Origin of the sequence: Janthinobacterium sp. FT14W (genome assembly GCF_009208755.1) — a bacterium.
Lineage (GTDB): Bacteria > Pseudomonadota > Gammaproteobacteria > Burkholderiales > Burkholderiaceae_D > Janthinobacterium > Janthinobacterium violaceinigrum.
In genome coordinates, this window is record NZ_WFLL01000014.1 from 46435 (window position 1) to 70107 (window position 23673).

The 23673-nt window shown below is 65.4% G+C and carries 16 protein-coding genes; 5 read left to right on the forward strand and 11 right to left on the reverse strand.

The genetic code is table 11. The features are described 5' to 3' along the window. Window positions 1-67: 67 nt before the first annotated feature. A complete protein-coding gene (locus GCN74_RS11940; RefSeq protein ID WP_152256890.1) occupies window positions 68-1750 on the reverse strand; it encodes a serine hydrolase in 1683 nt (560 codons plus the stop codon). On the opposite strand from GCN74_RS11940, the gene GCN74_RS28725 reads away from it, so the two are divergent. The 4 genes from GCN74_RS28725 (at window position 1749) to GCN74_RS11955 (ending at window position 3992) form a co-directional block, all read left to right on the forward strand. After that, window positions 1749-1901 (forward strand): hypothetical protein, encoded by a 153-nt coding sequence (locus GCN74_RS28725; RefSeq protein WP_193317051.1) that lies wholly within the window; start codon window positions 1749-1751, stop codon window positions 1899-1901. The genes GCN74_RS11940 and GCN74_RS28725 overlap by 2 nt on opposite strands. A gap of 45 nt (window positions 1902-1946) precedes the next feature. Then, a complete protein-coding gene (gene yidD, locus GCN74_RS11945) occupies window positions 1947-2471 on the forward strand; it encodes a membrane protein insertion efficiency factor YidD (RefSeq protein WP_152256891.1) in 525 nt (174 codons plus the stop codon). A 268-nt stretch (window positions 2472-2739) separates the two neighbouring features. Next, window positions 2740-3681 (forward strand): bestrophin family protein, encoded by a 942-nt coding sequence (locus GCN74_RS11950; RefSeq protein WP_152256892.1) that lies wholly within the window; start codon window positions 2740-2742, stop codon window positions 3679-3681. Between the two features lie 110 nt (window positions 3682-3791). After that, window positions 3792-3992 (forward strand): heavy-metal-associated domain-containing protein, encoded by a 201-nt coding sequence (locus GCN74_RS11955; RefSeq protein WP_152256893.1) that lies wholly within the window; start codon window positions 3792-3794, stop codon window positions 3990-3992. 44 nt (window positions 3993-4036) lie between these two features. On the opposite strand, the gene GCN74_RS11960 is transcribed toward GCN74_RS11955, so the two are convergent. The 8 genes from GCN74_RS11960 to GCN74_RS11995 all read right to left on the reverse strand — a co-directional run bounded on the left by GCN74_RS11960 (window position 4037) and on the right by GCN74_RS11995 (window position 20848). Then, complete coding sequence (locus GCN74_RS11960) at window positions 4037-4765, reverse strand: glutathione S-transferase family protein (RefSeq protein WP_193317052.1); 729 nt, start codon at window positions 4763-4765, stop codon at window positions 4037-4039. Window positions 4766-4786: 21 nt separating this feature from the next. Beyond that, on the reverse strand, window positions 4787-5206 hold the full coding sequence (gene cueR, locus GCN74_RS11965) for a Cu(I)-responsive transcriptional regulator (RefSeq protein WP_152256895.1): 420 nt from the start codon (window positions 5204-5206) through the stop codon (window positions 4787-4789). 1 nt (window position 5207) lies between these two features. Continuing rightward, on the reverse strand, window positions 5208-7655 hold the full coding sequence (locus tag GCN74_RS11970) for a heavy metal translocating P-type ATPase (protein ID WP_152256896.1): 2448 nt from the start codon (window positions 7653-7655) through the stop codon (window positions 5208-5210). A 105-nt stretch (window positions 7656-7760) separates the two neighbouring features. Beyond that, window positions 7761-8477 carry a FecR family protein gene (locus GCN74_RS11975; protein ID WP_319633459.1) on the reverse strand — a complete coding sequence of 239 codons (717 nt, stop codon included), beginning with the start codon at window positions 8475-8477 and terminating at the stop codon, window positions 7761-7763. 4 nt (window positions 8478-8481) lie between these two features. Next, the gene (locus GCN74_RS11980; RefSeq protein WP_152256897.1) at window positions 8482-15117 is read right to left on the reverse strand and encodes a YDG domain-containing protein; all 6636 of its coding nucleotides are present in this window, start codon (window positions 15115-15117) and stop codon (window positions 8482-8484) included. Between the two features lie 16 nt (window positions 15118-15133). Then, the gene (locus GCN74_RS11985) at window positions 15134-16744 is read right to left on the reverse strand and encodes a ShlB/FhaC/HecB family hemolysin secretion/activation protein (protein WP_152256898.1); all 1611 of its coding nucleotides are present in this window, start codon (window positions 16742-16744) and stop codon (window positions 15134-15136) included. Window positions 16745-16955: 211 nt separating this feature from the next. Next, complete coding sequence (locus tag GCN74_RS11990) at window positions 16956-19226, reverse strand: CHASE2 domain-containing protein (protein WP_193317056.1); 2271 nt, start codon at window positions 19224-19226, stop codon at window positions 16956-16958. Further along, window positions 19226-20848 (reverse strand): GAF and HD-GYP domain-containing protein, encoded by a 1623-nt coding sequence (locus GCN74_RS11995; protein WP_152256900.1) that lies wholly within the window; start codon window positions 20846-20848, stop codon window positions 19226-19228. Before GCN74_RS11995 ends, GCN74_RS11990 begins: the two co-directional genes overlap by 1 nt. A 187-nt stretch (window positions 20849-21035) precedes the next feature. Between GCN74_RS11995 and GCN74_RS12000 the strand changes: the two genes are divergently transcribed. Then, entirely contained in the window at window positions 21036-21932 is an 897-nt protein-coding gene (locus tag GCN74_RS12000) for an MBL fold metallo-hydrolase (RefSeq protein ID WP_152256901.1), read from the forward strand. 46 nt (window positions 21933-21978) lie between these two features. On the opposite strand, the gene GCN74_RS12005 is transcribed toward GCN74_RS12000, so the two are convergent. Together GCN74_RS12005 and GCN74_RS12010 are read right to left on the reverse strand one after the other, a co-directional pair. Then, entirely contained in the window at window positions 21979-22989 is a 1011-nt protein-coding gene (locus tag GCN74_RS12005) for an inorganic phosphate transporter (RefSeq protein ID WP_152256902.1), read from the reverse strand. 42 nt (window positions 22990-23031) lie between these two features. Beyond that, window positions 23032-23658: a DUF47 domain-containing protein gene (locus tag GCN74_RS12010; protein ID WP_010400015.1), complete on the reverse strand. Its 627-nt coding sequence runs from the start codon at window positions 23656-23658 to the stop codon at window positions 23032-23034. Window positions 23659-23673 lie beyond the last annotated feature (15 nt).

Sequence of the window (23673 nt, forward strand, 5' to 3'; positions counted from 1 at the left end):
CCTGCCTATCGAAAAGCCCCGCCTGCAGCGATGCCGGCGGGGCTTTTTTCATGCCTGCAAAGTACGCTTAATTCACCCGCCTGGCCGGCATGTCCTGCCCTTCCTGGCGCAGTACCAGCTGCTCGGTCTTGCCGTCGGCATTCTTGCTGAAACGCACTTCTGCATCGACTTCGTTCGAGAAGAAGGCCGTCTCGCTCATGGGCAGCATGGCCAGCTTGCGGAAACCCGTCACCTGGGCAAAGAACTTGTCGCCCTCGCGCGTCACTTCCAGGTACACCTCGGGCGCCAGCGCGTAGCGGCCCACATAGGCGTCGAATTGCGCGGGCGTCATGGCAACCACGGCCCGGGCCGGCTTGACGGCGCTGGCCCGCTCATGCACGGACTTCGACTCGCCGCCATCGTTGAGGATCAGCTGGGCTTCGCCTTTCGGCCCCCGCTCGAACTCGGCAGTGGTGAGCGTGTTTTCAATCAGAAAACCATTGGGCGAGTAGGCCAGCATGCGCTGCGCCGGGCGTCCTGTGCGCTGCAGCAGCAAGGCGCCTTCGAAGTTGCGGATCGTGTAGCCCGCCTTGTCATTGATGGCGTACACGCCCGCATACGCATCGAGGATGGCGGGCTTGAGCGTGATGACCTTGATCTCCGGATAGGGCCGGCCCACGGCGATGGCGGCCGCCTTGCGGGCCACCACGTCCGGGTCGACCAGGCCCGTGTCCGAGTTTTCCAGCACGGCCACGTAGACTTTTTCCTTCGGCAAGCGCATCGCATACGTGGCAAACCCATTGATGCCGCCGCTATGGTGGATGACGGGGGTGTTTTGCCAGGTACCCACCTTCCAGCCCAGGCCGGAACGGGTCGCCTTGCCATCGTTCAGCCTGGCCGGCGTGAACGCCAGCTGCCAGGTGGCGGCCTTGAGCAGCTTGCCATCCGAAATGGCCGCATCCCAGCGCGCCAGGTCGTCCACGGTGGAAACGAGGGCGCCGGCCGCATATGGCTGCGTCATGCTTAGGGGCAAGTTCGGCACATAGGCCTCGCCCGAACGGATATGCCCGGCCGCGCGCTTGGCAGGCTGGCGCTCGTGGCCTTCATAAGCCGTATCGTTCATGCCCAGCGGCACGAAGATCTGCTGTCCCACAAACGTGGCATACGGCTGGCCCGACGCCTTTTCAATGATCGCGCCCAGCAGGAAATAGCCGGAGCTGCTGTAGTTCCACCGCGTGCCCGGTTCAAAGTCGGGCGGATCGTTCTTGAAGAAGTCGATCATCTGCGCCACGCTCAAGTCTTTCGTGCTGTTGGGCACGAATTCCGGCTTGCGCGTGTAGTCGTGGATGCCGGACGTGTGCGCGAGCAGCTGCCCGATCGTGATTTTCCTGCCGTGGGTCGGGTAATCGGGCAAGTAGGTCGTGATGTCATCGGTGATGGCCAGCTTGCCCTGGTCGGCCAGCAGCAGGATGGCGACGGCCGTGAATTGCTTGGAAATCGACCCCAGGCGCAGCGTCATGTCCGGCGTCAGCGGCGTGCCTTCCTGCACGCTGGCCAGGCCATACGCCTTGCGCAGCAGCGGCTGGCCATCCTTGACGACGATGACGACGGCGCCGGGATCGCCGGCCTTGTAATACGGCGCGATGCTGGCGTCGATTTGCGCAGCCAGCGCTTGCTGCTGCTGGCTCAGGGGCGCTGGCTGGCCGGCCCAGCCGGCTGGCGCTGGCAACAGGATCAGGGTGGCGAGACAGATGCTGGAAATTTTAAACATGCAGATCACTTTCACAGGAAGGATAAACAAGCTTGGTCGCTCCCCTGGCGGCGGCTATCGGGATGGCGTATTTGCTTTAGGAAATATTTCCAAATCGCTCATTCAGCCTAACAGACGCGATCTGCGCAATTCTATCCATTTGTCACATTGACAATTCACGCTGGCCCAACGCTATGCATTTCGGCCTAGCTGTCGTATGCTCGAAGCATTGCCTGACGGCCATCGCAAAGGATGCATCATTTTCACGCTCGATACCTGCGGCAAGCACCTGGCCCTGTGGGCCATTCGCGCCTACCAGCGCTGCTTATCTCCATGGAAAGGTTATTCCTGTGCCTACCGCATGCTGAACGGACGCGACAGCTGTTCCGCCTACGGCTACCGGGTCATCGCCCGCCATGGCTTGCGCACAGGTTTGCCCTTGCTGCAACGGCGCCTGCGCGCCTGCGGAGAACGGCATCGCCAGCACCTGGCGCTGCCGCCACCGGCACGGCGCAGCGTGCGGCGCCAGGCACAGGCAGGGTATTGCGATCTGCCTGCGCCCGATTGCGGCGAGTGTGCCTGCGACTGCGCCGATATCGCCAGTCTGGCCGATTGCAGCTGGCCGGGCCGCGGCAGGCACCCGAAGTGGTTCCGCAACGACTATGCAGCCAGTGCCGCATTGAAACGGCAGCAGGAAGAACACCGCAAGAAGCTCCGGCAAGGACGGGATGCAGGCCACTGAAATTCACGCGCCAATTTACAAATGAAATATTCATTCATAAAATGAATAATACCCATTATCACTGTGAATTGGCGGGAAGCGGAACGGCGGCCTATACTCATGCCGTCTCCCCTACACTGCGTCCCATGCACACCCAGCTCAGCCCGCACACACTGCGGGCTTTTTGTTCCCGGCACTTGCCACTCTGCCATTCCACACAATGGTTTTTCCATAACAAGAACAGGGCGCGGTGTCTCCCGCCAGCCCAGCACCCGACAGGGAGCCCAGCATGATCGTGCGCGAGCGTCCATCGGCGCTAAGGCTGTTCCTCGTGGTGCGCGGCTCCGTCCTGCCGCGCATCCGCACCACCCTCATCGTCAACACCCTGATCGCCACCCTCGTCACCTGGTGCCACGGCACCCTGTTCGATCACAAGGTCATCCTCACCACCATCCCGTTCACCCTGATCGGCTTGCCCCTGGCCATCTTCCTGGGCTTTCGCAACACGGCCGCCTACGACCGCTATTGGGAAGCACGCAAGCTGTGGGGCGAACTGGTGTTGCGCAGCCGAAATTTCTCGCGCCAGTGCCAGACCATGATACGCAGCGACACGCCGGCCCACGCCAGGCTGGGCCTGGACGATGTCCGCGTGCGCATGATTTACCGCACCATCGCCTTTTGCCACGCGCTGCGCCACCAGCTGCGCGACACGCGCGGGCCCGACGAATTGCAGCCGCTGCTGCGCCCCGCCGAATGGGACGCCGCTTGCAAGGCCGCCAATCCGTCCGACTACCTGATGCTGCAGATGGGCCACGACCTGGCCGGCTGCGTCCAGCAGGGCCGTATCGACAGCATCCTCGCCACGCAGATCGATAACACGGTCTCGGCCATGGTGGCGGCGGGCGCCTCGTGCGAACGCATCCGCAGCACGCCGATTCCCTTCTCGTACTCGCTGCTGCTGCACCGCACGGCGTATCTGTACTGCTTCCTGCTGCCCTTCGGCCTGGTCGATTCGCTGGGCTTCATGACGCCCTTCGTCGTCGCCATCGTCGCCTACACTTTCTTTGGCCTCGATGCCCTGGGCGACGAGATCGAGGAACCGTTCGGCGAAGACGCCAACGACCTGCCCCTGTCGGCCATGTGCCGCGCCATCGAAATCAGCTTGCGCGAGTCCGTGCAAGACGACAATCTGCCGCCGCCCATGCAAGCACACGACTATCTGCTCCATTGATGGCCTGCGCCGTTGACATACGAGAAGAAACGCGATCCCGCTTCCGCTTGACCTTACCACCGGGGCAAGGATTACAGTGGAAGCACTTAACCATTGAAGGAGTGCTTGCCATGTATCAGTTACAAGTTGAAAACATGAGCTGCGGCCATTGCGTCGGCTCGGTCACGAAGGCGGTGCACAGCATCGATCCGCAAGCGCAGGTGCAGATCGACCTGGCCAGCAAGCGCGTCACGGTGGAATCGCCGGCCGAACTGGGCGCCATCAGCGCCGCTATCGTCGATGCCGGTTATCCCGTGACCAGCGCGCAATAAACAGCAAGAACACGACAGCCGGCCTATGCGCCGGCTGTTTTTGTTTACCCGTCCAGTTCAGGGTAATGGCGGAAGATGCCGTCCTCATTGAACGAAACGCGGCGCTTCGACCGCAGATAGCGGGCGATATTCGGACGCGCCGCCACGGCGTCGTGCAGCGCGCACAGGGCCGGGTACCGGGGCGCCAGGCGCGCCATGGCTTGCGGAAACGCATAGCGCAGGCCCGCCAGCATCTGGAACAGCGACAGGTCGCCATACGTGAGCCTGGCGCCGACCAGATAGCGGCCGCGGCTGCCATTGCTCAGCAAGACTTGCGTGAAATAATCAAGAAACCTGGGCAAACGTGTTTCGCGGAAATCCGCGCTGCGCAGCATGGCCGCCTGCTTTTGCTCCGCGTAATATTGATTCATCGACAGCGGGTGGTGCGTGTCGTGCACTTCCGTCAGCCAGTCGGCCATCGTCAGCTGCAGCTGGTTCAGCCACAGCCGGCCGCTTTCCGCGCGCGGCGCCAGGCCCAGGCGCCGGCCCAGGTACAGCAGGATGTTCGGCGTCTGGCCGATCAGCAAGTTGCCGTCGCGCAGCACGGGCGGCGCGTAGGCGGCATGGGGCACGCTGGCACCGTCGAGGCAGGCCAGCATGGCGGGCATGCCCTGCCCCTGGCGTGCGGGCAAGCGGGCGATGTCGCGGTAGTCGGCACCCGCCTCTTCCAGCGCCAGGCGGATGAACTCTCCGCGTCCCTGGATCGTGGGCCAGTAGTACAGTTCATAGGCCATACCCACCTCCGTCGATTTACATCAATGGCAACATGCTTTCACGTCCGCTTCGCCGGCCAGCCCCAGGCTTTGCAGGATGGGGCAATCGGGCTTGTCGTCGCCGTGGCACGATTGCGCCAGGTGGGCCAGGGTATCGCGCATTTCCGTCAGTTCGGCGATGCGCTGATTCAAATCGGCTACGTGGGCCAGGGCGATGCCTTTCACGTCCGCGCTGGCGCGCTGGTCGTTTTGCCACAGCGACAGCAGCTCGCGGATCTGCTCCAGGGAAAACCCCAAGCCCCGCGCGCGCTTGATGAATCGCAAGGCGTGCAAGTCGTTCGGCGTGTAGATGCGGTAACCCGCGTCGCTGCGGGCGCTGGGTTTTAATAAGGAAATGCTCTCGTAGTAGCGTATCATTTTCGCCGATACGCCCGTTTCGCTGGCTGCCTGGCCGATATTCATCCTATGACTCCTTGCTATGCGCGCTACCTGCATGATTGCGCGCTTTCCAGCGGCGCAGCAGCAGGGCATTGCTGATCACGCTGACAGAACTGAAGGCCATCGCCGCACCCGCCACCATGGGGTTGAGCAGGCCGAACGCGGCCAGCGGAATGCCGATCAGGTTATAAATAAAGGCCCAGAACAGATTCTGCCGTATCTTGCTGTACGTGCGGCGCGAGATATCGATGGCATCCGCCACCAGGGCCGGATCGCCGCGCATCAGGGTAATGCCGGCCGCATGCATGGCCACGTCCGTGCCCGTCGACATGGCGATGCCCACGTCGGCGGCCGCCAGCGCGGGTGCATCGTTGATGCCGTCGCCCACCATGGCCACCTTCGCACCCTCGCCTTTCAAGGCAACGATTTTAGCGGTTTTATCGGCCGGCAGCATTTTCGCCGCCACCGTGTCGATGCCCAGGGCCTTGCCGACGGCGTCCGCGCTGCCCTGGTTATCCCCCGTCAGCATCACCGTGCGGATGCCCAGGCTGTGCAGATGGGCAATCGCCTGCTGCGCGTTGGGCTTGACCTGGTCGGAAAAGGCGAACAGGCCCAGCAATTGTGTGCCCGTCGCCAGCCACGAGATCGTGTTGCCCGTGGCTTCCAGGGACAGGGCCTGGGCCGCCAGCGGCGTCATGTCCACCTGTAACTCCTGCATCAGCCGCGTGCTGCCCAGCTTCAACTCCAGGCCGTCGACCTGGGCCGCCAGTCCCCGGCCCGGCAAGGCCGACAGGGCCATGGCGGGCAAGGGGGCGATGTGGCGCAGGGCAGCAGCATCGAGTACGGCCGTAGCCAGGCTGTGCTCGCTGCCGCGCTGGATGCTGGCCGCCAGCTGCAGCAGCCGCGTTTCCTCGATGCCATGCGCATGCAGGGCCGCCAAGGCAGGTTTTCCCACCGTCAGGGTGCCCGTCTTGTCGAACACGACGGTATTGACGGCGTGCGCCACTTCCAGCGCTTCCGCATCCTTGATCAGGATGCCGTAACGGGCAGCAACACCCGTGCCCGCCATGATGGCCGTCGGCGTGGCCAGGCCCAGCGCGCAGGGGCAGGCGATGACCAGCACGGCCACGGCATTGATGATGGCGTTTTCCAGCTCGCCCGTGGCGAACCACCAGCCCAGCATGGTCAGCAGCGCCAGCACCAGCACCACGGGCACGAAAATCGCGCTGACCTTGTCGACCAGGTGCTGGATGGGCGCCTTGGCCGCCTGCGCATCTTCCACCAGGCGGATGATGCGCGACAGGGTCGTCTCGCCGCCCACGGCTTGCGTGCGCACCAGCAGCAAGCCGTCCGCATTGATGGCGCCGCCCGTGACCTTGTCGCCCACATGCTTATCGACGGGCAAGCTTTCACCCGTGATCAGCGACTCGTTGATCTGGCTGGCGCCTTCCACCACCACGCCATCGACGGCCACCCGTTCACCGGGACGTATCACCACCAGGTCGCCCACCTTGACCTGTTCCACGGGCAGGTCCAGCTCGATGCCATCGCGGCGCACGCGGGCCGATTCCGGGCGCAAGACTTGCAGCGCGCGAATGGCCGAGGCTGTCTGGCGCTTGGCGCGGCTTTCCAGCCATTTGCCCAGCAACACCAGGGTGATGACGACGGCCGACGCTTCGAAATACAGATGCGGCAGCATCTCGCCCGCCGTCAGCCACTGGTAGACGGACAAGCCGTACGCGGCGCTCGTGCCGAGCGCCACCAGCAGGTCCATATTGCCGCTGCCCGCGCGTGCCGCCTTCCAGCCCGCCTTGTAGAAGCGCGCGCCAAAATAGAATTGCACGGGTGTCGCCAGCGCGCATTGCAGCCAGCCGGGCAGCATCAGATGGATGCCGGCCCATTCGAGCAGCATGGGCAGCATCAGGGGAAAGGCGAGGATGGCGGCCAGCGCCACTTTCAGGCCGTCGCGGTTGGGCAGCACGGCGGGCGCGCCGGCCGGGCTGGCGGCGGGCACCGTGGCGTCATAGCCGGCCTTGCCGATGGCGGCGACCAGGGTGCCCGCCTCCAGGCCGCCCGTCACGGTGATGCGCGCGCTTTCCGTGGCCAGGTTGACGCTGGCGGCCAGCACGCCCGGCACCTTCAGCAGGGCTTTTTCCACCCGGCCCACGCAAGAGGCGCACGTCATGCCGGCGATATCGAGGTCGATCTCGCGCTGCGCCACCGTGTAGCCGGCCTTTTCCACGGCCGCCTGCAGGGTGGCCAGGGGAATCGGCGTGCTGGACGTGACTTTGGCCATTTCCGTGGCCAGGTTGACGCTGGCCTGGGTCACGCCGGGCACGGCGGCCAGGGCCTTTTCCACGCGGCCCACGCACGAGGCGCAGCTCATGCCTTCGATGGCCAGCGCCTGCGCATGCGCGGCACCGGCAGAAGGAGGAGGACTGGAATTGGCGGGAGCGAGTGCGGTCTGGTGCATGGCAGATCCTGTACGAAAGAGTAACGAATAGGGTCAGGATCTGCTATCCCATGATGGGAAGGTCAAGCCCTATTTGCACGGTGTGCCGGGCTTGCTTGACGATGCTTAACGCACGACGCAATCGATGGCGGCCGGCTTGCCGCTGGCGGCGCCCGTGCTCGATAGCGGCGATGCCGAAAACGCCGGCGGCGGCGTGAACGGGATGCCGGGATTGGCCGGCAGGATCACGGGCGGCTGCTGGAAGCTGGGCGTGAAACCAAATTGCCCGGCGGCAAAATTTTGCGTCCCGCCCGGATTGGTCACATGAATCAGGCCATCGAGCACCTGGACATACAGGCCCGGCGCCCTCGCCCCTCCTCCCGGCAGCGGTACCGTGGGCACCGGCGGTGCCGAGGGCGTTACATAGCTGGCAACAAACGTCGTGCCGCGGATGCCGATGGTGGCGGCCGGCGTCTTCATCTCGAAGCGCTCCTTGTTGCGCTTGCCCAACAAGCCCGTAACGGAACGCAAGCCCCCCTTGAGCAGGCTGAAGATGGCGTGGTCGCCATCGGGCTGTTCGGCCACATAGCTGAATTGCTCGATCACGAAACTGGTATTCGGCTTCAGGGTGATTTCGCTATTGTCGATCAGCTTGATCAAGGCATAGGTCTCCTTTTCCGTCAGCAAGGTGTCGCCCTGCTCGACTTCGGACTTGATGGCCAGGATTTTCACCTTGCCATCGGCCTTCCTGGCCATCAGCGGACCACTCAGCTGCATCACCGTGCCCGCCACCTGTCCCGCCCAGGCGTGCGCGCCCGCGCACATCAGGGCCAGCCACAACAAGGCCTTAATTGCAGTACATTTTTTTAGCGGCATCATCGTATTTGTATCCTGTGGGTTTATCTGTAGCATCGGCAACATCTTTGCTGTCTTTCTTCTTGTCATCATCCTTGGCTGGCGACGCGGATGCGAGCGGGTCGTCGGCACGGTCGGCCTGCTTGATGATGCGCAAGGCGTCAACGATGGCGGCACTGGCGCTGGCATCGATGGCGGGCTTGTCGGTGGCGGTCGCCGGCAGGAAGATGGCGTCCGCCATGTTCACCGTGCCATTCGGCGCCAGCAAGGTCACGCCGGTGCGCTGGCGGTTGATGCGCACGCCCGGCGTGCCCGTGATGCTACCCGCTTTCGCCAGCACGCTCATGCCGGACGCGGCCGGCAAAGTGACACTTGCCGATTCCGCAAAGCGCACATTGGCACCCGCGCTGGCGCTGAAATTGCCGCCGCCGAGAACCTGGGCATTGCCTTCGAGGCGGACGTCGCCGCCAGCCGCCAGGCTGATGTCGCGCGCCGCTGCCAGCTGCGCGCCATTGCCCAGCACCACGTCCGTGCTGGCATTGAGCGCAATATCGTTGCCCTGGATCTTGCCGTTGACGGTGACGGGGCTGTGCGCCGTCACGCTCACGTTGCCGCCGTTCGCATTGATATTGCCAGCGGCGATGGCGCCCGTGTTGTCGATGGCGATATTGCCCGCCCCCGTGACCAAGGTTCCCAGGACCAGGCTGCCCGGCGCCGAGGTATTGTTCAGCGCAATGCCGCCTCCTGCGCTGTTGCTGGCGGTAAAACTGCCCACCTGGTTGCCCGCATTGCCCAGCACGATGCCGTTTTGCGCCTGCGCAGCCAGGCTGCCGGCCAGCAGCGCACCGTCCTGGCCAATCGCACCGTTCAGGGCACTCAATTTCACCTCGTTGGCCGCCAGGCTGGCAAAGCGCAAATCGCCACTCGCCTGCGTGATGGCCAGCTGGCCCGCCAGCCGGATGGCGCCGGCCGTCTGGCGGAAGCTGTTGGCGACGAGCAAGTTACCATTGCCGCTCAACACCCCGCCGCCTTGCGCATAACGGTCGGCCGACAGGCTGCCGTTCAGCAGCAGGCTGCCGCCGTTGATTTCCAGGCCGGCCAGACCGCCCAGCACGGAGCGGTCGAGCGCGCTTTCACCGAGAGTCAGGCTGCCGCCCGTCAACAGCAAGCCCGACGCCGAGTTCAGGTTTTTAAGGATGGTGCTCCCGGCCGCCGCGCTGTAGGTCACGATGCCCTTGCTGTTGCTGAAATCGACAGCCAGCACGTTCGCGCCTTCCGGCACCACGCCGCCGTCCCAGTTGGCGGCGTCGCTCCACAAGCCGTTGCCGTTGCCGATCCACGTGGACATCTGCTTCTGTGCGATCGATGCCTGCGTCGTGCCGCCCGTCGTTTCCAGGGTATAGTTGCCCGCATCGGCGCCCGCCAGGCGGAAGCCGCTGGCCGTCACCAGCTTGCCCGCGCCCGCGTTCTTGTCGGCAAAGCTGCCGCTGCCGCCCACCACGCTGACCACATCCTGGCCCAGCACGCCGTTTGCCGACGCGCTGACCGTCGCGGAAGTCGTACCGTCATACACCTTGCCGGCCGCGCTCAGGCCGGCCAGGGTCAGGCTGGCGGGCGTAATGCTGGCCAGCAAGCCTGTCGGCAAGACGATAAAGTAATTGCCCGCATCGGCGCCCGTCAGGGTCGCGCCGCTCAGCTGCACGGCCTTGGCCGCGCCCACGTTCTTGTCCGCAAAATTGGCCACTGCCGAGGCCGTCAAGCTGTCGCCGGCAAGACGGTCATCGCCCAAGACCAGGCTGGCGCCCGTCGTGCCGTCGTAGACCTTGTTGCCCGCCACGCCGGACAGGTTCAGCGCGCGCGCGCCGATGTCGGCCGTGGTGCTGCCGGAGCGGGCGCTCAGCACATAGTTGCCCGCATCGGCGCCATCGAGGCCCACATTCGTCACGTTGACGGTTTTTCCCGCCCCCGCGTTCTTGTCGCCAAACGCGGCGCTGCCCGCCACCGTCAGGCTGTCGCCGCTGACCCGGTCGTCGCCGAAGCCGACCTGCGCGCCCGTCGTGCCGTCATAGGTCTTGTTGACGCCGTTAAAGCTCACGTTCAGGATACGCGCCGTAATATCGGCCGTCGTACTGCCCGCATTGCTGCTCAACACATAGTTGCCCGCATCGCCGCCGCTCAACGCCACGTTCGTCACACTCACGGCCTTGCCGCTTCCCGCGTTCTTGTCGCCAAACGCGCCATTGCCGCTCACGCTCAAGGCGTCTCCCTGGATGCGGTCGTCGCCGAAGCCGACCTGCGCGCCCGTCGTACCGTCATAGGTCTTGTTGACGCCGCTAAAGCTCACGTTCAGGACGCGCGCCGTGATGTCGGCCGTCGTGCTGCCAGCACTGCTGCTCAACACATAGTTGCCCGCATCGCCGCCGCTCAACGCCACGTTCGTCACACTCACGGCCTTGCCGCTTCCCGCATTCTTGTCGCCAAACGCGGCGCTGCCCGCCACCGTCAAACTGTCGCCGCTGACCCGGTCGTCGCCGAAGCCGACCTGCGCGGCCGTCGTGCCGTCATAGGTCTTGTTGATGCCGCTAAAGCTCACGTTCAGGATGCGCGCCGTGATGTCGGCCGTCGTGCTGCCCGTGTAGTCGTTGAGCACATAGTTGCCCGCATCGGCGCCCGTCAGGTGACCCGTCGCCACCTGGTAGTCGACGCTCTTGCCGCTGCCCACGTTCTTGTCGCGGAAGCTGCCCAGCAAACCGGCCATGCCGACCTGGTCGCCCGCCACCAGGCCTTCAAAATAGCCATTCAAAGCCGCTTGCAGCGTGCCATCGTAGACGCGGCTCTGGGCGCCCGTGACGCCATAGTTGAGCACGCGCGCCGTGATATCCGCCGTGCCGTCCTGCGTGCTTGCGGCCAGGCTGTAGTTGCCCAGTTCATTGCCGCCCAGGACCAGGCCGCTGGCATGCACGGCCTTGCCGCTGCCCGCGTTCTTGTCGAGGAAGGCGGCGCTGCCGCTGATGCTGATGTTATCGCCGGCAACCACATTGCCCAGCACGAAGGTGGCACCGTCATAGCCCAGGTTGCCGTCATACACCTTGCCATTGCCGCCGATGCCCACCGTCAGGATGCGCGGCGTGATGGCATAGGTGGTCGTGCCGCCCAGGGTGATGTCGTACTTGGTCGACCACAGCCCCGTCAGGCCGTAGGTGCCCACATTGCGTGCATTGCTCCCGTAGCCGAGGCTGCCATTGACGCCCGTGTCGCCATCGAGCAATCCCACGTAGCCTAGCGTGCCCAGGAAGGCGGCCAGCTGGCCATCGTAGACCTTGCCGCTGGCATTGTCCGACACGTTCACTTGCAGCGGTTTCAGGAAGGCCTTCAGCATCGGCGTCGTATAGCCATCGTAGATGCGCCAGACGCTGCTGAAATTGAAATCGTTGAAGCTGCCCTGCTGCTGCATCTGCGCCGTGGTGCGGCCGCTGGCGCCGCCCTGGTCCATCTGGATGCCGGCCGTCTCATAGTTCCAGAAGCCAAACGCGATACCCGCGCCCGCATCGGCGCGCCCCACCAGGCCGCCCACCGTGCCGCCCGCAAAGCCGCTGCCGGCCACGGCACCGCTGCTGTAGACGTGGCTGGCGCTGCTGCCCGCCGCGCTCCAGCCGATCAGCCCGCCCAGGTTTGCGCGCGGCACCGCCACGTCGCCATCGGCCGACACGCCGACGGCGCCGGTGGCGTAGGCGTCGCTGATGCTGCCGCCATTGCGCCCCGCCAGGCCACCGATATTGGCCGCGCCGCGCGCGCTGCCCGTGGCGTAGGACTGCGCTATGGCGCCGTCATTGTTCCCCACCAGGCCGCCGACCTTGTCGCGCGCGCCCGTCACGTCGCCCGTGGCGTAGGCGGCATCGATACTGGCACCGGCCAGGTTCGCCCCCACCAGCCCGCCGATGCTGCCGCCATTGGCCGCATTGACACCCGCGACGTTGCCGCTGGCGCTGGCATTGCGCAGCGTGCCGCCGTTGCTGCCGACCAGGCCGCCGACGGCGCTGGCGCCGCTGACGGCGGCGCTGCTGCGCACGCTGTCCAGCGTCCCGCCCACATTCAGGCCGACCAGCGCGCCGACATTGTTCACGCCCGCCACGCTGCCATGTTGCAGGGCCAGATTGCGTACCGTCCCACCCTGCACCTTGCCGAACAGGCCCACGCCGGAGCTGACGGTCGGGTTCAGGGCATTGATGTACAGGCCATTGATGGCAAAACCGCCGCCGTCGAACATGCCCGCATACCCTGCGCCGTCGCCGCCGGCGATGGGCGCAAAACCGGCGCCCTGGTTCCAGCTGGCGGTGCCGCCGGCGTCGATATTGCCCATCAGCCGGTAGTTGTTGCCCAGCCCCAGGCTGCCGATGCCCTGCAAGCCGTAGATATCGACGATCTGGTACGGCGCGGCCGTGCCGCCGTCGCCGCCGCTCACGCGCAGGAAGCTGGCGCCCGGCGCGATGGCGAAGCGGCTGGCCGAGAAAGCGGCCAGGCCGGGCGCATTTTGCGTCCACGCGCCGCCGTCGAGGGCAAACAGGCCGCCGACCGTGACGGCGCCCGTGGCCGTGATGGGGGAAGCTGAATTGAGGCGCAGGTCGCCCGCCAGACTGATCGCATTCGAAATGCGCATGCCGCCCGTGTTGCTGCCGTCGCCGATGCTCAGCGAGGACGCCGAGATGCCGGCCAGTTCGGCCGCGTCCAGGCCCAGGGCGCCGCCGGACTTGCTGCCCAGGTCGATGAGGCGCGAACTGCTCAGTGGCTTGATGGCCACGCTGGCGCGCCCGCCTGTGCCGCCGAAATCCAGCGTGCCGCCGATGCTGATGCTGTCGGCCTGCAAGGTCACCGTCTGGCCGGCGGCGCCGCTGCCCGTCAGCCTTGCGCCGCCGCCCGTCAGATTGATTTCGCCGCCCGAGAAATTGGCGCGCAGGGACAGGTTGCCGCTGCCGACGCTGACCGCGCCGCTGCCCGCCACGCTGGCGCCGGACAGCGACACATTGCCGCCGTTCGTCGTGATCGGCGCGTTCAGGTGGATATTCGCGCCGGGCCCATACGCGCCGCCGCTGCTGGCGTCGTTGGCCGACAAGGTCACATTGCCGCCGTTGGTGCTGATGGCCGCATACACATTGATCGTCTCGCCCGCCGTGGCGCTCAGGCCGATGCCGGGATTGAGCATATTGACGGCGCTGCTGAAATTGATGCGGTGCTGGGCCTGCAGGGTCACGTTGCTGTTGGCGTGAGAAATCACGTCGGCGCCGATGCTGGTGCTGCTGGAGGGCGGACCTTCGGCAAACTCGTCCACGTCGCCGAGGCTGCCGCCGCCGCCCTGTACCACATCGATATCGTAGGGATCGAGCAGCCAGCTGCCGCGCTTGCCGCGGCGCGCGCTCGTATCGACGCGGATGCCGTCCACGGCCAGGGAATGGCCCGAGGTTTCCACGAAGCCGCCGTCGCCGCCCTGGGCGCCGCCGCGCGCGGAAATACTGCCGTGCACCTGCGCCGAGTCATTGCCCCAGGCGATGACCTTGCCGCCGTTGCCGTTGCCGGTGGCATCGGCGGCTACCGTGGCGTCCTTGCCGATGAGCACCTGGCGCGCATTCTGCACGGCCGCGTTCTTGCCCTGGTAATCGCCGCCCAGCAAGACCGTGCCGCCGCCCGTGGCGCCGCTGGCATCGATGCGCGCATTGCCCAGCAAGCCCACCTGCTCGCCCAGCACCTGGATCTCGCCGCCCTTGCCGGCCGCGCCCGTGGCGCTGGTGACGCTGCCCCCTTCGAGCAGCGCCTTGCCGCTGGCCTTGAGCACGATGCGCCCTTGCTCGCCGACGACGGCGCTGTTCGCGTTGAGCACGCCGCGCTGGCTGACCAGCGCACCCGCCATGCCGATGCTGCCGCCCTGGGCGATGATCTGGCCCAGGTTCAGCGCCTGGTCGGCTGGCGCCGAAACCAGCACGCGCAATTGCGGATTGCCGGGGTCGGCCAGCTGCACGCTGCGCCCGGCCGCCAGGATCACTTCGCCGTTCGGCGCCGTGATGATGCCCGTGTTCTCCACGTTCGGCGCGATCAGCAGCACTTGCCCGCCCTTGCCCCCGTTGATGGTGCCGGCATTGCCGACGCTGCCGGCCACGCCGCCCGCCGTGAACTGGCGCTTGCCGGCCAGGAAGTCCTCGTTCGTCATGCCCAGGCTGGATGCCACCAGGCCGTTCACGTTCACTGTCGCGCCCTGGCCGAAGACGATGCCGTTCGGATTGATCAGGAATACCTTGCCGTTCGATTCCAGGCTGCCCAGGATCTTGCTGGGGTCTTGTCCCGTGATGCGGTTGAGCACGGCGCTATTGCCGTTTTGCTGGATGAAGCGCGTGATTTCGCCCGCATGGATGGAAAAACTCTGCCAGTTGATGATGGTGTTGGGCGTGTTCGTAATCGAGAACACATTGCCCTGCTGGTTGAACGTGGCCTGCCCATTGACTACCTGCGGCAAGGCGGGATTGGCCTGCGCCGCGCCGAAGCAGCCGGCGAGCAGCAGCGCCAGCGCCGTGCGGCGCAAGGGCGGCGCAAAGGGTGGCGTCAGGATGAAAACGGAGGCGTGCTGGACGTGAGTGTGCATGGTGTTCATCCTGATGCTAGTAGGCCAAGGCGAGGCGGAAATGCAGGCGGTTGGCGCCCCGCTGTCCCGTGTCGCCGCCATTGCCGACATGGGCGTAATCGAGTTGCAGATTGGCGTAGCGGCTCAGCAGCAAACGCAAGCCGAGCCCGCCGCTGCTGATGCCTTGCGAAGCGCTTTCGCCGGGTAGCGCATGGTTGCGGCGCAGCCAGGCCGTGTCGTAGAAAGCCAGCGCGCGGCATTGGTAGCCCAGCGCCTGGCCGCACCAGTTCGGCGTGTACAGTTCCAGGTTCAGGTTGACGCCCGAATCATTGGCCACCTCGCGTTCGGCAAAGCCCCGCACGGACGCGGCGCCGCCGGCGCCGAACTGCTCGCCCGGCACCAGCGCGTCCGGCGTGACCTGCGCATTGACCAGCGCGCGCCATTGCCAGTCGCCGGCCAGCACGCGGCCCGAGCTGGCGCTCAGGCGCACGGTGTTGTAGGCCGCCTTCGCATGCGCGCGCACGCGGTCGAAATCGGCTTGCGCGCCATGCTTGCCACCGGGAATATTGTGCGCGAACGTGACGGCCACGCTGGTCTCGCCCGTGGGCAAGGTCCAGTTGCCGATGTAGCTGACGCTGAGCGGATGCACGGTGACGTCGGCGCCCAGTTGCATGCCGAACAATTGCACGCTGTTACGGTAAGCCTTGTAATCGATGCCATACACAAGCTTGGGTTCGAAATCGTCGCTGCGGGCAAAGTTCTGGTTGTAGCGGATGCCGGCCATGCTGCCCTGGCCGCTGACGGCCAGGTCGAAGATACCGGCCGAAACGCTGCCCGAATCGACGTTCGAATAGCTGGCAAAGAAATCCATCGAGTCGCCCAGCGCGTACAGCGGCAAGTGGTAGCCGGCGCCGTACACGCCCACCTTGTCGGGCTTTTCCAGGCTGCTCGTGTATTGCAGGCTGGCGACATGGTCGCGGCCGAACAGGTTGGCGTGCTGCAGCACCACGCCCACATGCGTCTTGCCCGTCTGCGCACTGCCCGTATTGTCCACGTTGAGCATGGCTTTCCAGGCCTTTTCATCGGCCACCGTGACGATGGCGTCGATGGCGCCCGCCGGCTCGTCGGCCTGCAGGCGCACTTCGATCTTGCGCGCCGGGTTTTCATTGGCCAGCTTCAGGCTTTGCGACAGGGCCGGCAAGTTCGGCGTCTCGCCTTCGCGCAGGGCGGGCAAGGCGCGCCGCACGTTGGCCTCGTCGACGTGGGTATTGCCGCTGATGGCCACCTTGCCCAGCGGCGTTTGCAGCACGTTCAGGCGCACCACGCCCCGTTCCAGTTCCTGCTCGGGCAGCTGCACCTGCACGGCGCTGTAGCCGCGCGCGCGGTAAGCCCCTTCCAGCGCTTCGACGGCGCGGGCAATGTCGGAAAAATCGCGCTGCGCGCCCGTGTGGGGCGCCAGCAGCGCCTGCACCTGCGCGGACGTGAGCAGGGTATTGCCCTGGACATCGAAGCGGCGGATTTCGAAGCGCGGCACGCCGTCCTCCTGCAGGGCAGGAGCAGCTTCATCCATGGAAACGGCGGCGCCGGCGGCGCCGACGGCGAACAGCAGCGCGGAACCCGCAAGCAGGTGCACCAAACGATATGTCATGTGAAGGATTTCTTGTGTAACCGGACCAGCGCGCCGCCCGCAGGCGCCAGCGTGCCCGGCAATGGATTGAAGACAAATTTTAGACGGCTTTTAGTTTCCAGTCAGAAATTTCTAACATTACTCCCCTGATTTTCATCGCAGCGCAACAAACGGTGCGCCGCGATGCTGAACAATCACGCAATTCCTTATATTTTCGACAGCAGGAGCACGCTTACTTGCTGCTCAATTCAGTCACGCCATCCCAGCCGGCAGGCGGCGGCGCGCTGCGATAGCGCTGCAGGCGCAGCGCGTACTGGCGGTACAGCCCATCGTCGGGGAAGTCCGCCTGCAACTGCGCCAGTTGCGCGTCGGCGGCCGCCCAGTCGCGCGCGCGCAGCAGGGCCAGCACCCCGTGCCAGCGCTCCAGCTGCGCCAGCTCCGCCTCGCCGGCGTCGGCCAGCAGGCAGCGCGGCTCGAAGATGGCCACCGCTTCCTGCTTGCCCAGCACTCTTATCCGGTCGAGTTCGCGGTACAGGAAATCCGGCGCGCCAGCGCGCGTGGCGGCGCCCACGACGATGCCCACGCCATACAGCTTGCTGGCCCCTTCCAGGCGCGCGGCCAGGTTGACGCTGTCGCCCATCACCGTGTAGGCGCGGCGGATGCGCGAACCCATGTCGCCCACATGCATGGGGCCCGTATTGATGCCGATGCCGATGCGCAGGGCCGGCCAGCCGCGCGCGGCGAAATCCCCGTTCAGGCGCGCCGCGCTGTGCTGCATCAGCAGGGCGCTGGCCACGGCCCGGCTGGCGTGGTCGGCAAAGGCGACGGGCGCGCCCCAGAACGCCATCACGGCGTCGCCGATGTATTTGTCGAGGGTGCCGCCATGGCTGTCGCGGATATCTTCCGACATGGCCGTCAGGTACAGATTGATGTATTCGCGCAGCACCGCCGGCGCCAGCTGCTCGGAAATGGCCGTAAAACCGCGCACGTCGGCAAACAGCACCGTCAGTTCGCGGTTCTCGCCCTCCATCGTGTAGCGCTGCGGATCGTCGGCCATCTCGGCCACCAGTTCGGGCGCCACATATTCGCCGAAGCGCGCCACCAGCGCGCGGCCCTTGCGCACCTCGAAAAAATAGCCCCACGCCAGGTTGACGATGAACAGCGCGACGATCAGCAGCAACAGCACGGCGCCGCCCAGCACCAGGTCGTGCACGGCGTACAGATACAGGTTGATGGCGATGGCGGCCGCCAGCGCGCCCACGGTGGCCAGCATCACGCCGGCCGGCGGCAGCACGGCCAGGGCGCCCGCCAGCAGCAGGCCAAACAGCACGATCTGCACCAGCTCGAACGCCAGCGCGTAGTCAGGGCGCGCCTTGAAGCGCCCGTCGAGCATGGACTTGATCAGGTTGGCGTGCACTTCCACGCCCGGGTATTCCGCATTCACGGGCGTGGCGCGGATGTCGTTCAAGCCCGGCGCCGTGGTGCCCACCAGCACGATGGCCCCTTTCAGCAGCGCGGGCGCAACCGTGCCGGCCAGCACGTCGGACGCCGACACATAGCGGAAGGCGCCGCCGACGGGGCCGCCCGCGCCGCGGTACTGCACCGTGGCGGTCAGCGCTTCACCCACGGGTATCGTCATCGCGCCGCGCGGCGTGAACAGCATGAGGTGTTCGAGCCCGCCGCTGGCCAGCTCGCGCGCCGACAGGGTATCGGCCGTGCCCGTGAAACGGGGAGCGATGGCGCGCGCCTGCAGGTAGACGGCCACGGTGGCCAGCGACAGCGACGGATAATAGCCGTCGCCGATGCGCTGCAACAGGGTCGAGGAGCGCACCACGCCGTCCGCATCGGTGAGCGCCGTGAAGATGCCGGCGCCCTGTGCGGCCGCCTGCAGGGGCGCGATATTGGCTTCGTAGCCGCGCGCCACGTAGGCCGTGACGGCGCGCCCGTTCAAATCGGCCACGGTGAAGGCCGGCTTGGGCAGCACGCCCTTTCTTTGCTGCTCCGAGACGCTGTAGCCGAGCACCACGGGCTGGCCGCGCATGGCCTCGGCAAACAGGCCATCGTAGTCCATGGCCGGGCGCAGTCTTTCCAGCTGCGCCGGCAAGCCGGCCACGCCAGCCAGTTCGCCCCGCGCCAGGCCTTGCAGCACGGCGTAGCCGGAACTGGTGTCCGCTTCGGGAAACGAGATATCGAAGCCCAGCGCGGCCACGCCGTAATGCGCGGTGAGCTGGCGCACCAGGCGCGCCTGGATGTCGCGGCTCCACGGGAAGCGGCCCACCCGGGCCAGGCTTTGCTCGTCGATGTCGACGATGACGATGCGGCGGTCCAGCTGCGGCGTCTCGGCACGCATGCGCCAGTCGCCCAGCATGGCGTCGAGCCGCGCGATATTGTCATTGCCGGCCAGGCACGCGATGGCGGCCGCCACGCTCAGGAGCACGCCCAGCAAACAGCGCGCCCCATGCTTGCGCAAGGTCTGCGCCAGCGCCGCGCGCCAGGCCCGCATCACGGCGTGTAGCCCGGAATGGCCGCCTCGTCGACGGCATCGATCTGGCTCGGATGCATGTGCTTTTCAGCGAAGGTCAGGTACACCTTGCTGCGGATGAAAACGTCGAACAGGTCCGGATCGATATGCCCGTTCAGGCTGAAATTGCCGAGGATGCGCAAGGATTCGGACAGCGGCTTGCCCTTCTTGTAGGGCCGGTCGCGCGCCGTCAGCGCCTCGAAAATATCAGCGATGGCCATCAGCCGCGCCGGCACCGACATCTGCTCCTTCGTCAGTCCCCGCGGATAGCCCTTGCCGTCCATGCGCTCGTGGTGGCCGCCCGCATATTCGGGCACCTTCTGCAGGTGCTTGGGCCACGGCAGCGCCTCGAGCATGCGGATCGACACGCTGATATGGTTGTTGACGATGGCCCGCTCGGCTGCCGTCAGGGTGCCGGCGCGGATGGTCAGGTTTTCCGTCTCGTCGGCGTCGAGGAAATCGCGCAGCTGGCCGTCCGCCGCGCGCCAGCGGCGCTTGGCGATCTGCCGCACTCTTTCCTGGTCGGCCTGCGCCATGCTCTCGCCGCCGACGTTCGCCGTGCGGATGAAGTCGCGCTCTGCGCGCAGCGCGGCCAGCTCCCGTTCCAGCGCCTGCCCGATGGCGTCCGCCTGCTGCGGCTGCGCCGCCTGCTGGCGCAGGGCGGCGATCTCGGCGTCGCGCAGCAGCACTTCGTAGCGCGTGTCGATCAGGGCGATGCGGTCGAAAATCGTCTCCAGCTTGGTGGCCTTGTCGACCACGTGCACGGGCGTGGTGATCTTGCCGCAATCGTGCAGCAGGCCGGCCAGCCACAGCTGCTTGCGCTCGTTGTCGCTGAGGCGGAAATCGGCCAGCGGCCCCGTTTGCGTGGCGTGCGCGGCATCGGCCAGCAGCATCGTCAGCTCGGGCACGAACTGGCAGTGCCGCCCCGTGTACGGCGACTTTTCATCGATGCCGATATTGATCAGGGTAACCAGCGATTCGAGCAGCTCTTCCAGCTGCGAGATCAATAATTGATTCGTCAGCGCCACGCCCGCCTGCGCGGCCAGCGCCTCGATGAAGCGCTGGTCGGTGGAGGAAAAGGCGCGCACCTGGCCCGTGTCGCCATCCTTGGCATTGACCAGCTGCAGCACGCCGATCAGATCGCCCTCATGGTCACTCATGGGCACCGTCAGGATCGATTGCGTGTGGTAGCCGTGGTGGCGGTCGAAGTCGCGCATGCCGGAAAAATTGAAGCCTTCGTCGCGGTACACGTCGGCGATATTCACGCTGCGGCGCAGGTTCGCCGCATACGCGGCCACCGACGCCAGGTTGGGCTGGCCCGCCTCGTCGAACAGGGGCACGCCCGGCAAGCCCATGTCGGCGCCCTGCACAATGCCCAGGCTGTCGTTGACGCTGATGTCGAACGCCAGCTGGCGGCCCTCAAGCGCGGGCCGGTACAGGGTGGCGCCATCGGCCCCGCTCATGCTTTTTGCCAGCAGCACGATGCGCTGCAGCAGCGCGCCGATGTCGTGCCCCTCGCCGCCCAGGCCGTGGCCCAGCGCGACACTGAGTTCAGTCAATTGCTCCAGTCTGTGGGCGATCTTCTCAGGGTGCAACTGAGGCATGTTGGTGGCAATCAGGTAAGGATGGGGAAATCGGCAAGCGCCAGTGTAACGGCCGCCCTGCGCACTGTACATTACTTACTTGCAACAAAATGAAATAACTTTCCGTATCGCAACACACACAAATGTTGCCGCCAATTTCATTAATTAGAATAGAATCAACAATAATTACACTGTAACAAGGTACTGAATGAAATTCACGTTCAGGGGCGTGCGCGGCTCCATCCCCTCCCCCGGCCCGCGCACGGCGCGCTATGGCGGCAACACCACGTGCATCGAAGTACGCACCGACGACGACAGCCTGATCATCCTCGACGCGGGCAGCGGCATTTTCTCGCTGGCGCAGCAACTGCCGCCGGGCCTGCCCGTCGACGCCCACGTCTTCATCACGCACAGCCATTGGGACCACATCCACGGCTTGCCCATGTTCAGCCCCCTGTTCGTGGCCGGCAACCGCATGCGCCTGCATGGCGCCCTGGACGCCATCAGCGGGCGCGGCATCGAGCACGTGATGGCGGTACAGCTGCAAAACAGCTATTTCCCCGTCAGCGAAGCGGCCATGGCGGCCAGCATCGAGTACCGCACCCTGGCACCCGGCGAAGCCGTCGAGGTGGGCGGCGCGCGCGTACGCGGCGCGGAGATGAACCACCCCGTCGTCAACCTCGGCTACCGCATCGACTGCGGCGGCGCCTCGCTGTTCTTCAGCGGCGACCATGAACCGTTCTACAACCTGCATCCGCCCGGCCATGCCGAGCACGCGGACTGCGCTGCGCGCAATGCGCAGCGCCAGGCGGGCATCGACGCCTTGATCGCCGGCGTCGATGCGCTGATCATGGATTGCTCGTACACGCGCGAGGAATACCCGGGCAAACAGGGCTGGGGCCACGGCACCTTCGACGCCGCCTTCGACCTGGCCCTGCGCTGCGGCGCACGGCGCCTGTACTGCACCCACCACGAACCGACGCGCAGCGACGAGCAGCTGGAAGCCGTGTTTGCCGACGTGATGGGCCGCTATGCGGACCGCCTGGCCGGCCTGCAGGTATTCCTCGCCTACGAAGGGCTGACGGTGGAACTGGCCCGCGCATAAAAAAAGGGAGCCGCAAGGCTCCCTTTTTACTGGCGTTGGCTATCCATTACATGATGTGGTGGCCAATCCACCATGCCACTGCGGCAACGAAGGCGGAAGCGGGGATCGTGAAGATCCAGGCCCACACGATATTGCCTGCCACGCCCCAGCGCACGGCCGACATTTTTTGCGACGAACCGACGCCGACGATGGCGCCCGTGATGGTGTGCGTGGTCGAGACGGGAATGCCCAGCGCCGTCGAGACGAACAGGGTGATCGCGCCGCCCGTTTCGGCGCAGAAGCCGCCGACCGGTTTCAACTTGGTGATCTTCTGGCCCATGGTCTTGACGATGCGCCAGCCACCGAACAGGGTGCCGAAGCTGATGGCCGTGTAGCACGAGATGATGACCCACATCGGCGGCATGGCGTCGGCCGCGCTCGAGTAGCCGGCGGCGATCAGCAGCATCCAGATGATGCCGATGGTTTTTTGCGCATCGTTGCCGCCGTGGCCCAGGCTGTAAGCGGCTGCCGATGCCAGCTGCAGGCGGCGGAACCACTTGTCGACCTTGCGCGGCGTCGAGCGCACGAAGATCCAGGAGACGAGCAGCATCATGATCGAACCGAACACAAAGCCCAGCACCGGTGCGATGACGATGAAGGCCACCGTCTTCCACAGGCCGGCCGCGACCAGCGCGCCCGTGCCGGACTTGGCGACTGCCGCGCCCACCAGGCCGCCGATCAGCGCGTGCGAGGACGAAGACGGAATCCCGTAGTACCAGGTAAACAGATTCCAGAAGATGGCGCCCATCAGCGCGCCGAAGATCACGTACTGGTCGATCACCGCCGGATCGATGGTGCCCTTGCCCACCGTGGCGGCCACGGTCAGCTGGTGGAACACGAAAATGGCGACGAAGTTGAAGGTGGCAGCCATGGCAACCGCGGTCTGCGGTTTCAATACGCCCGTCGAGACCACCGTAGCGATCGCGTTGGCGGCATCGTGGAAGCCGTTCATGAAGTCAAACAGCAGCGCAAGGACGATCAACAGGCCTAGCACGTAGATGCTGATTTGTATGGTCATTGTAGTTTCTTTTCTGATTCTGGTTCAGGACAGGCCCAACGCTTACGCGTTTTCGACGATGATGCCTTCGATAATATTGGACACATCTTCGCAACGGTCGGTGACGGTTTCCAGAATTTCGTAGATCGCTTTCAGCTTGATCAGGTTGCGCACGTCCGGTTCGTCGCGGAACAGTTTGGACATGGCGGCGCGCATCACGTGGTCGGCGTCCGATTCCAGGCGGTCGATCTCTTCGCAGATGGCGACGATCTTGCGCGAGTTGTCCATGTTGTGCAGCATGGCGACGGCGTCGCGCACTTTTTCGGTACAGGCCAGCACCAGTTCGGCCAGGCGCTTGGCTTCCGGCGTGACGGCTTTCAGGTCATACAGCGAAACGGTTTGCGCCGCATCTTCCAGCAAGTCCAGAATGTCGTCCTGGCGCGTGATCAGCTGGTGGATGTCATCGCGGTCGATCGGCGTGATGAAGGTCTTGTGCAGCATTTCCACGGTGGCGTAGGTGACTTTGTCCGCCTGTTTCTCGATGCTTTCGATCGCATGTACGCGGTTTTCCAGGTCGTCGAAATTGGTCATCAGGCCGAGCATCTCTTTGGCGCCCTTGACGCACAGTTCCGCGTGCTGGTTAAACAATTCAAAAAACTTGCCCTCAGTGGGCATCAAGCGTCCAAACATGTCATTCTCCGTTAA

Excerpts from the sequence above, each read along its gene's own strand:
- GCN74_RS28725 (WP_193317051.1), top strand. The coding sequence starts at position 1,749 with ATGCAGATCACTTTCACAGGAAGGATAAACAAGCTTGGTCGCTCCCCT.
- GCN74_RS11940 (WP_152256890.1), bottom strand. The coding sequence starts at position 1,750 with ATGTTTAAAATTTCCAGCATCTGTCTCGCCACCCTGATCCTGTTGCCA.
- yidD (WP_152256891.1), top strand. The coding sequence starts at position 1,947 with ATGCTCGAAGCATTGCCTGACGGCCATCGCAAAGGATGCATCATTTTC.
- GCN74_RS11950 (WP_152256892.1), top strand. The coding sequence starts at position 2,740 with ATGATCGTGCGCGAGCGTCCATCGGCGCTAAGGCTGTTCCTCGTGGTG.
- GCN74_RS11955 (WP_152256893.1), top strand. The coding sequence starts at position 3,792 with ATGTATCAGTTACAAGTTGAAAACATGAGCTGCGGCCATTGCGTCGGC.
- GCN74_RS11960 (WP_193317052.1), bottom strand. The coding sequence starts at position 4,765 with ATGGCCTATGAACTGTACTACTGGCCCACGATCCAGGGACGCGGAGAG.
- cueR (WP_152256895.1), bottom strand. The coding sequence starts at position 5,206 with ATGAATATCGGCCAGGCAGCCAGCGAAACGGGCGTATCGGCGAAAATG.
- GCN74_RS11970 (WP_152256896.1), bottom strand. The coding sequence starts at position 7,655 with ATGCACCAGACCGCACTCGCTCCCGCCAATTCCAGTCCTCCTCCTTCT.
- GCN74_RS11980 (WP_152256897.1), bottom strand. The coding sequence starts at position 15,117 with ATGCACACTCACGTCCAGCACGCCTCCGTTTTCATCCTGACGCCACCC.
- GCN74_RS11985 (WP_152256898.1), bottom strand. The coding sequence starts at position 16,744 with ATGACATATCGTTTGGTGCACCTGCTTGCGGGTTCCGCGCTGCTGTTC.
- GCN74_RS11990 (WP_193317056.1), bottom strand. The coding sequence starts at position 19,226 with ATGCGGGCCTGGCGCGCGGCGCTGGCGCAGACCTTGCGCAAGCATGGG.
- GCN74_RS11995 (WP_152256900.1), bottom strand. The coding sequence starts at position 20,848 with ATGCCTCAGTTGCACCCTGAGAAGATCGCCCACAGACTGGAGCAATTG.
- GCN74_RS12000 (WP_152256901.1), top strand. The coding sequence starts at position 21,036 with ATGAAATTCACGTTCAGGGGCGTGCGCGGCTCCATCCCCTCCCCCGGC.
- GCN74_RS12005 (WP_152256902.1), bottom strand. The coding sequence starts at position 22,989 with ATGACCATACAAATCAGCATCTACGTGCTAGGCCTGTTGATCGTCCTT.
- GCN74_RS12010 (WP_010400015.1), bottom strand. The coding sequence starts at position 23,658 with ATGTTTGGACGCTTGATGCCCACTGAGGGCAAGTTTTTTGAATTGTTT.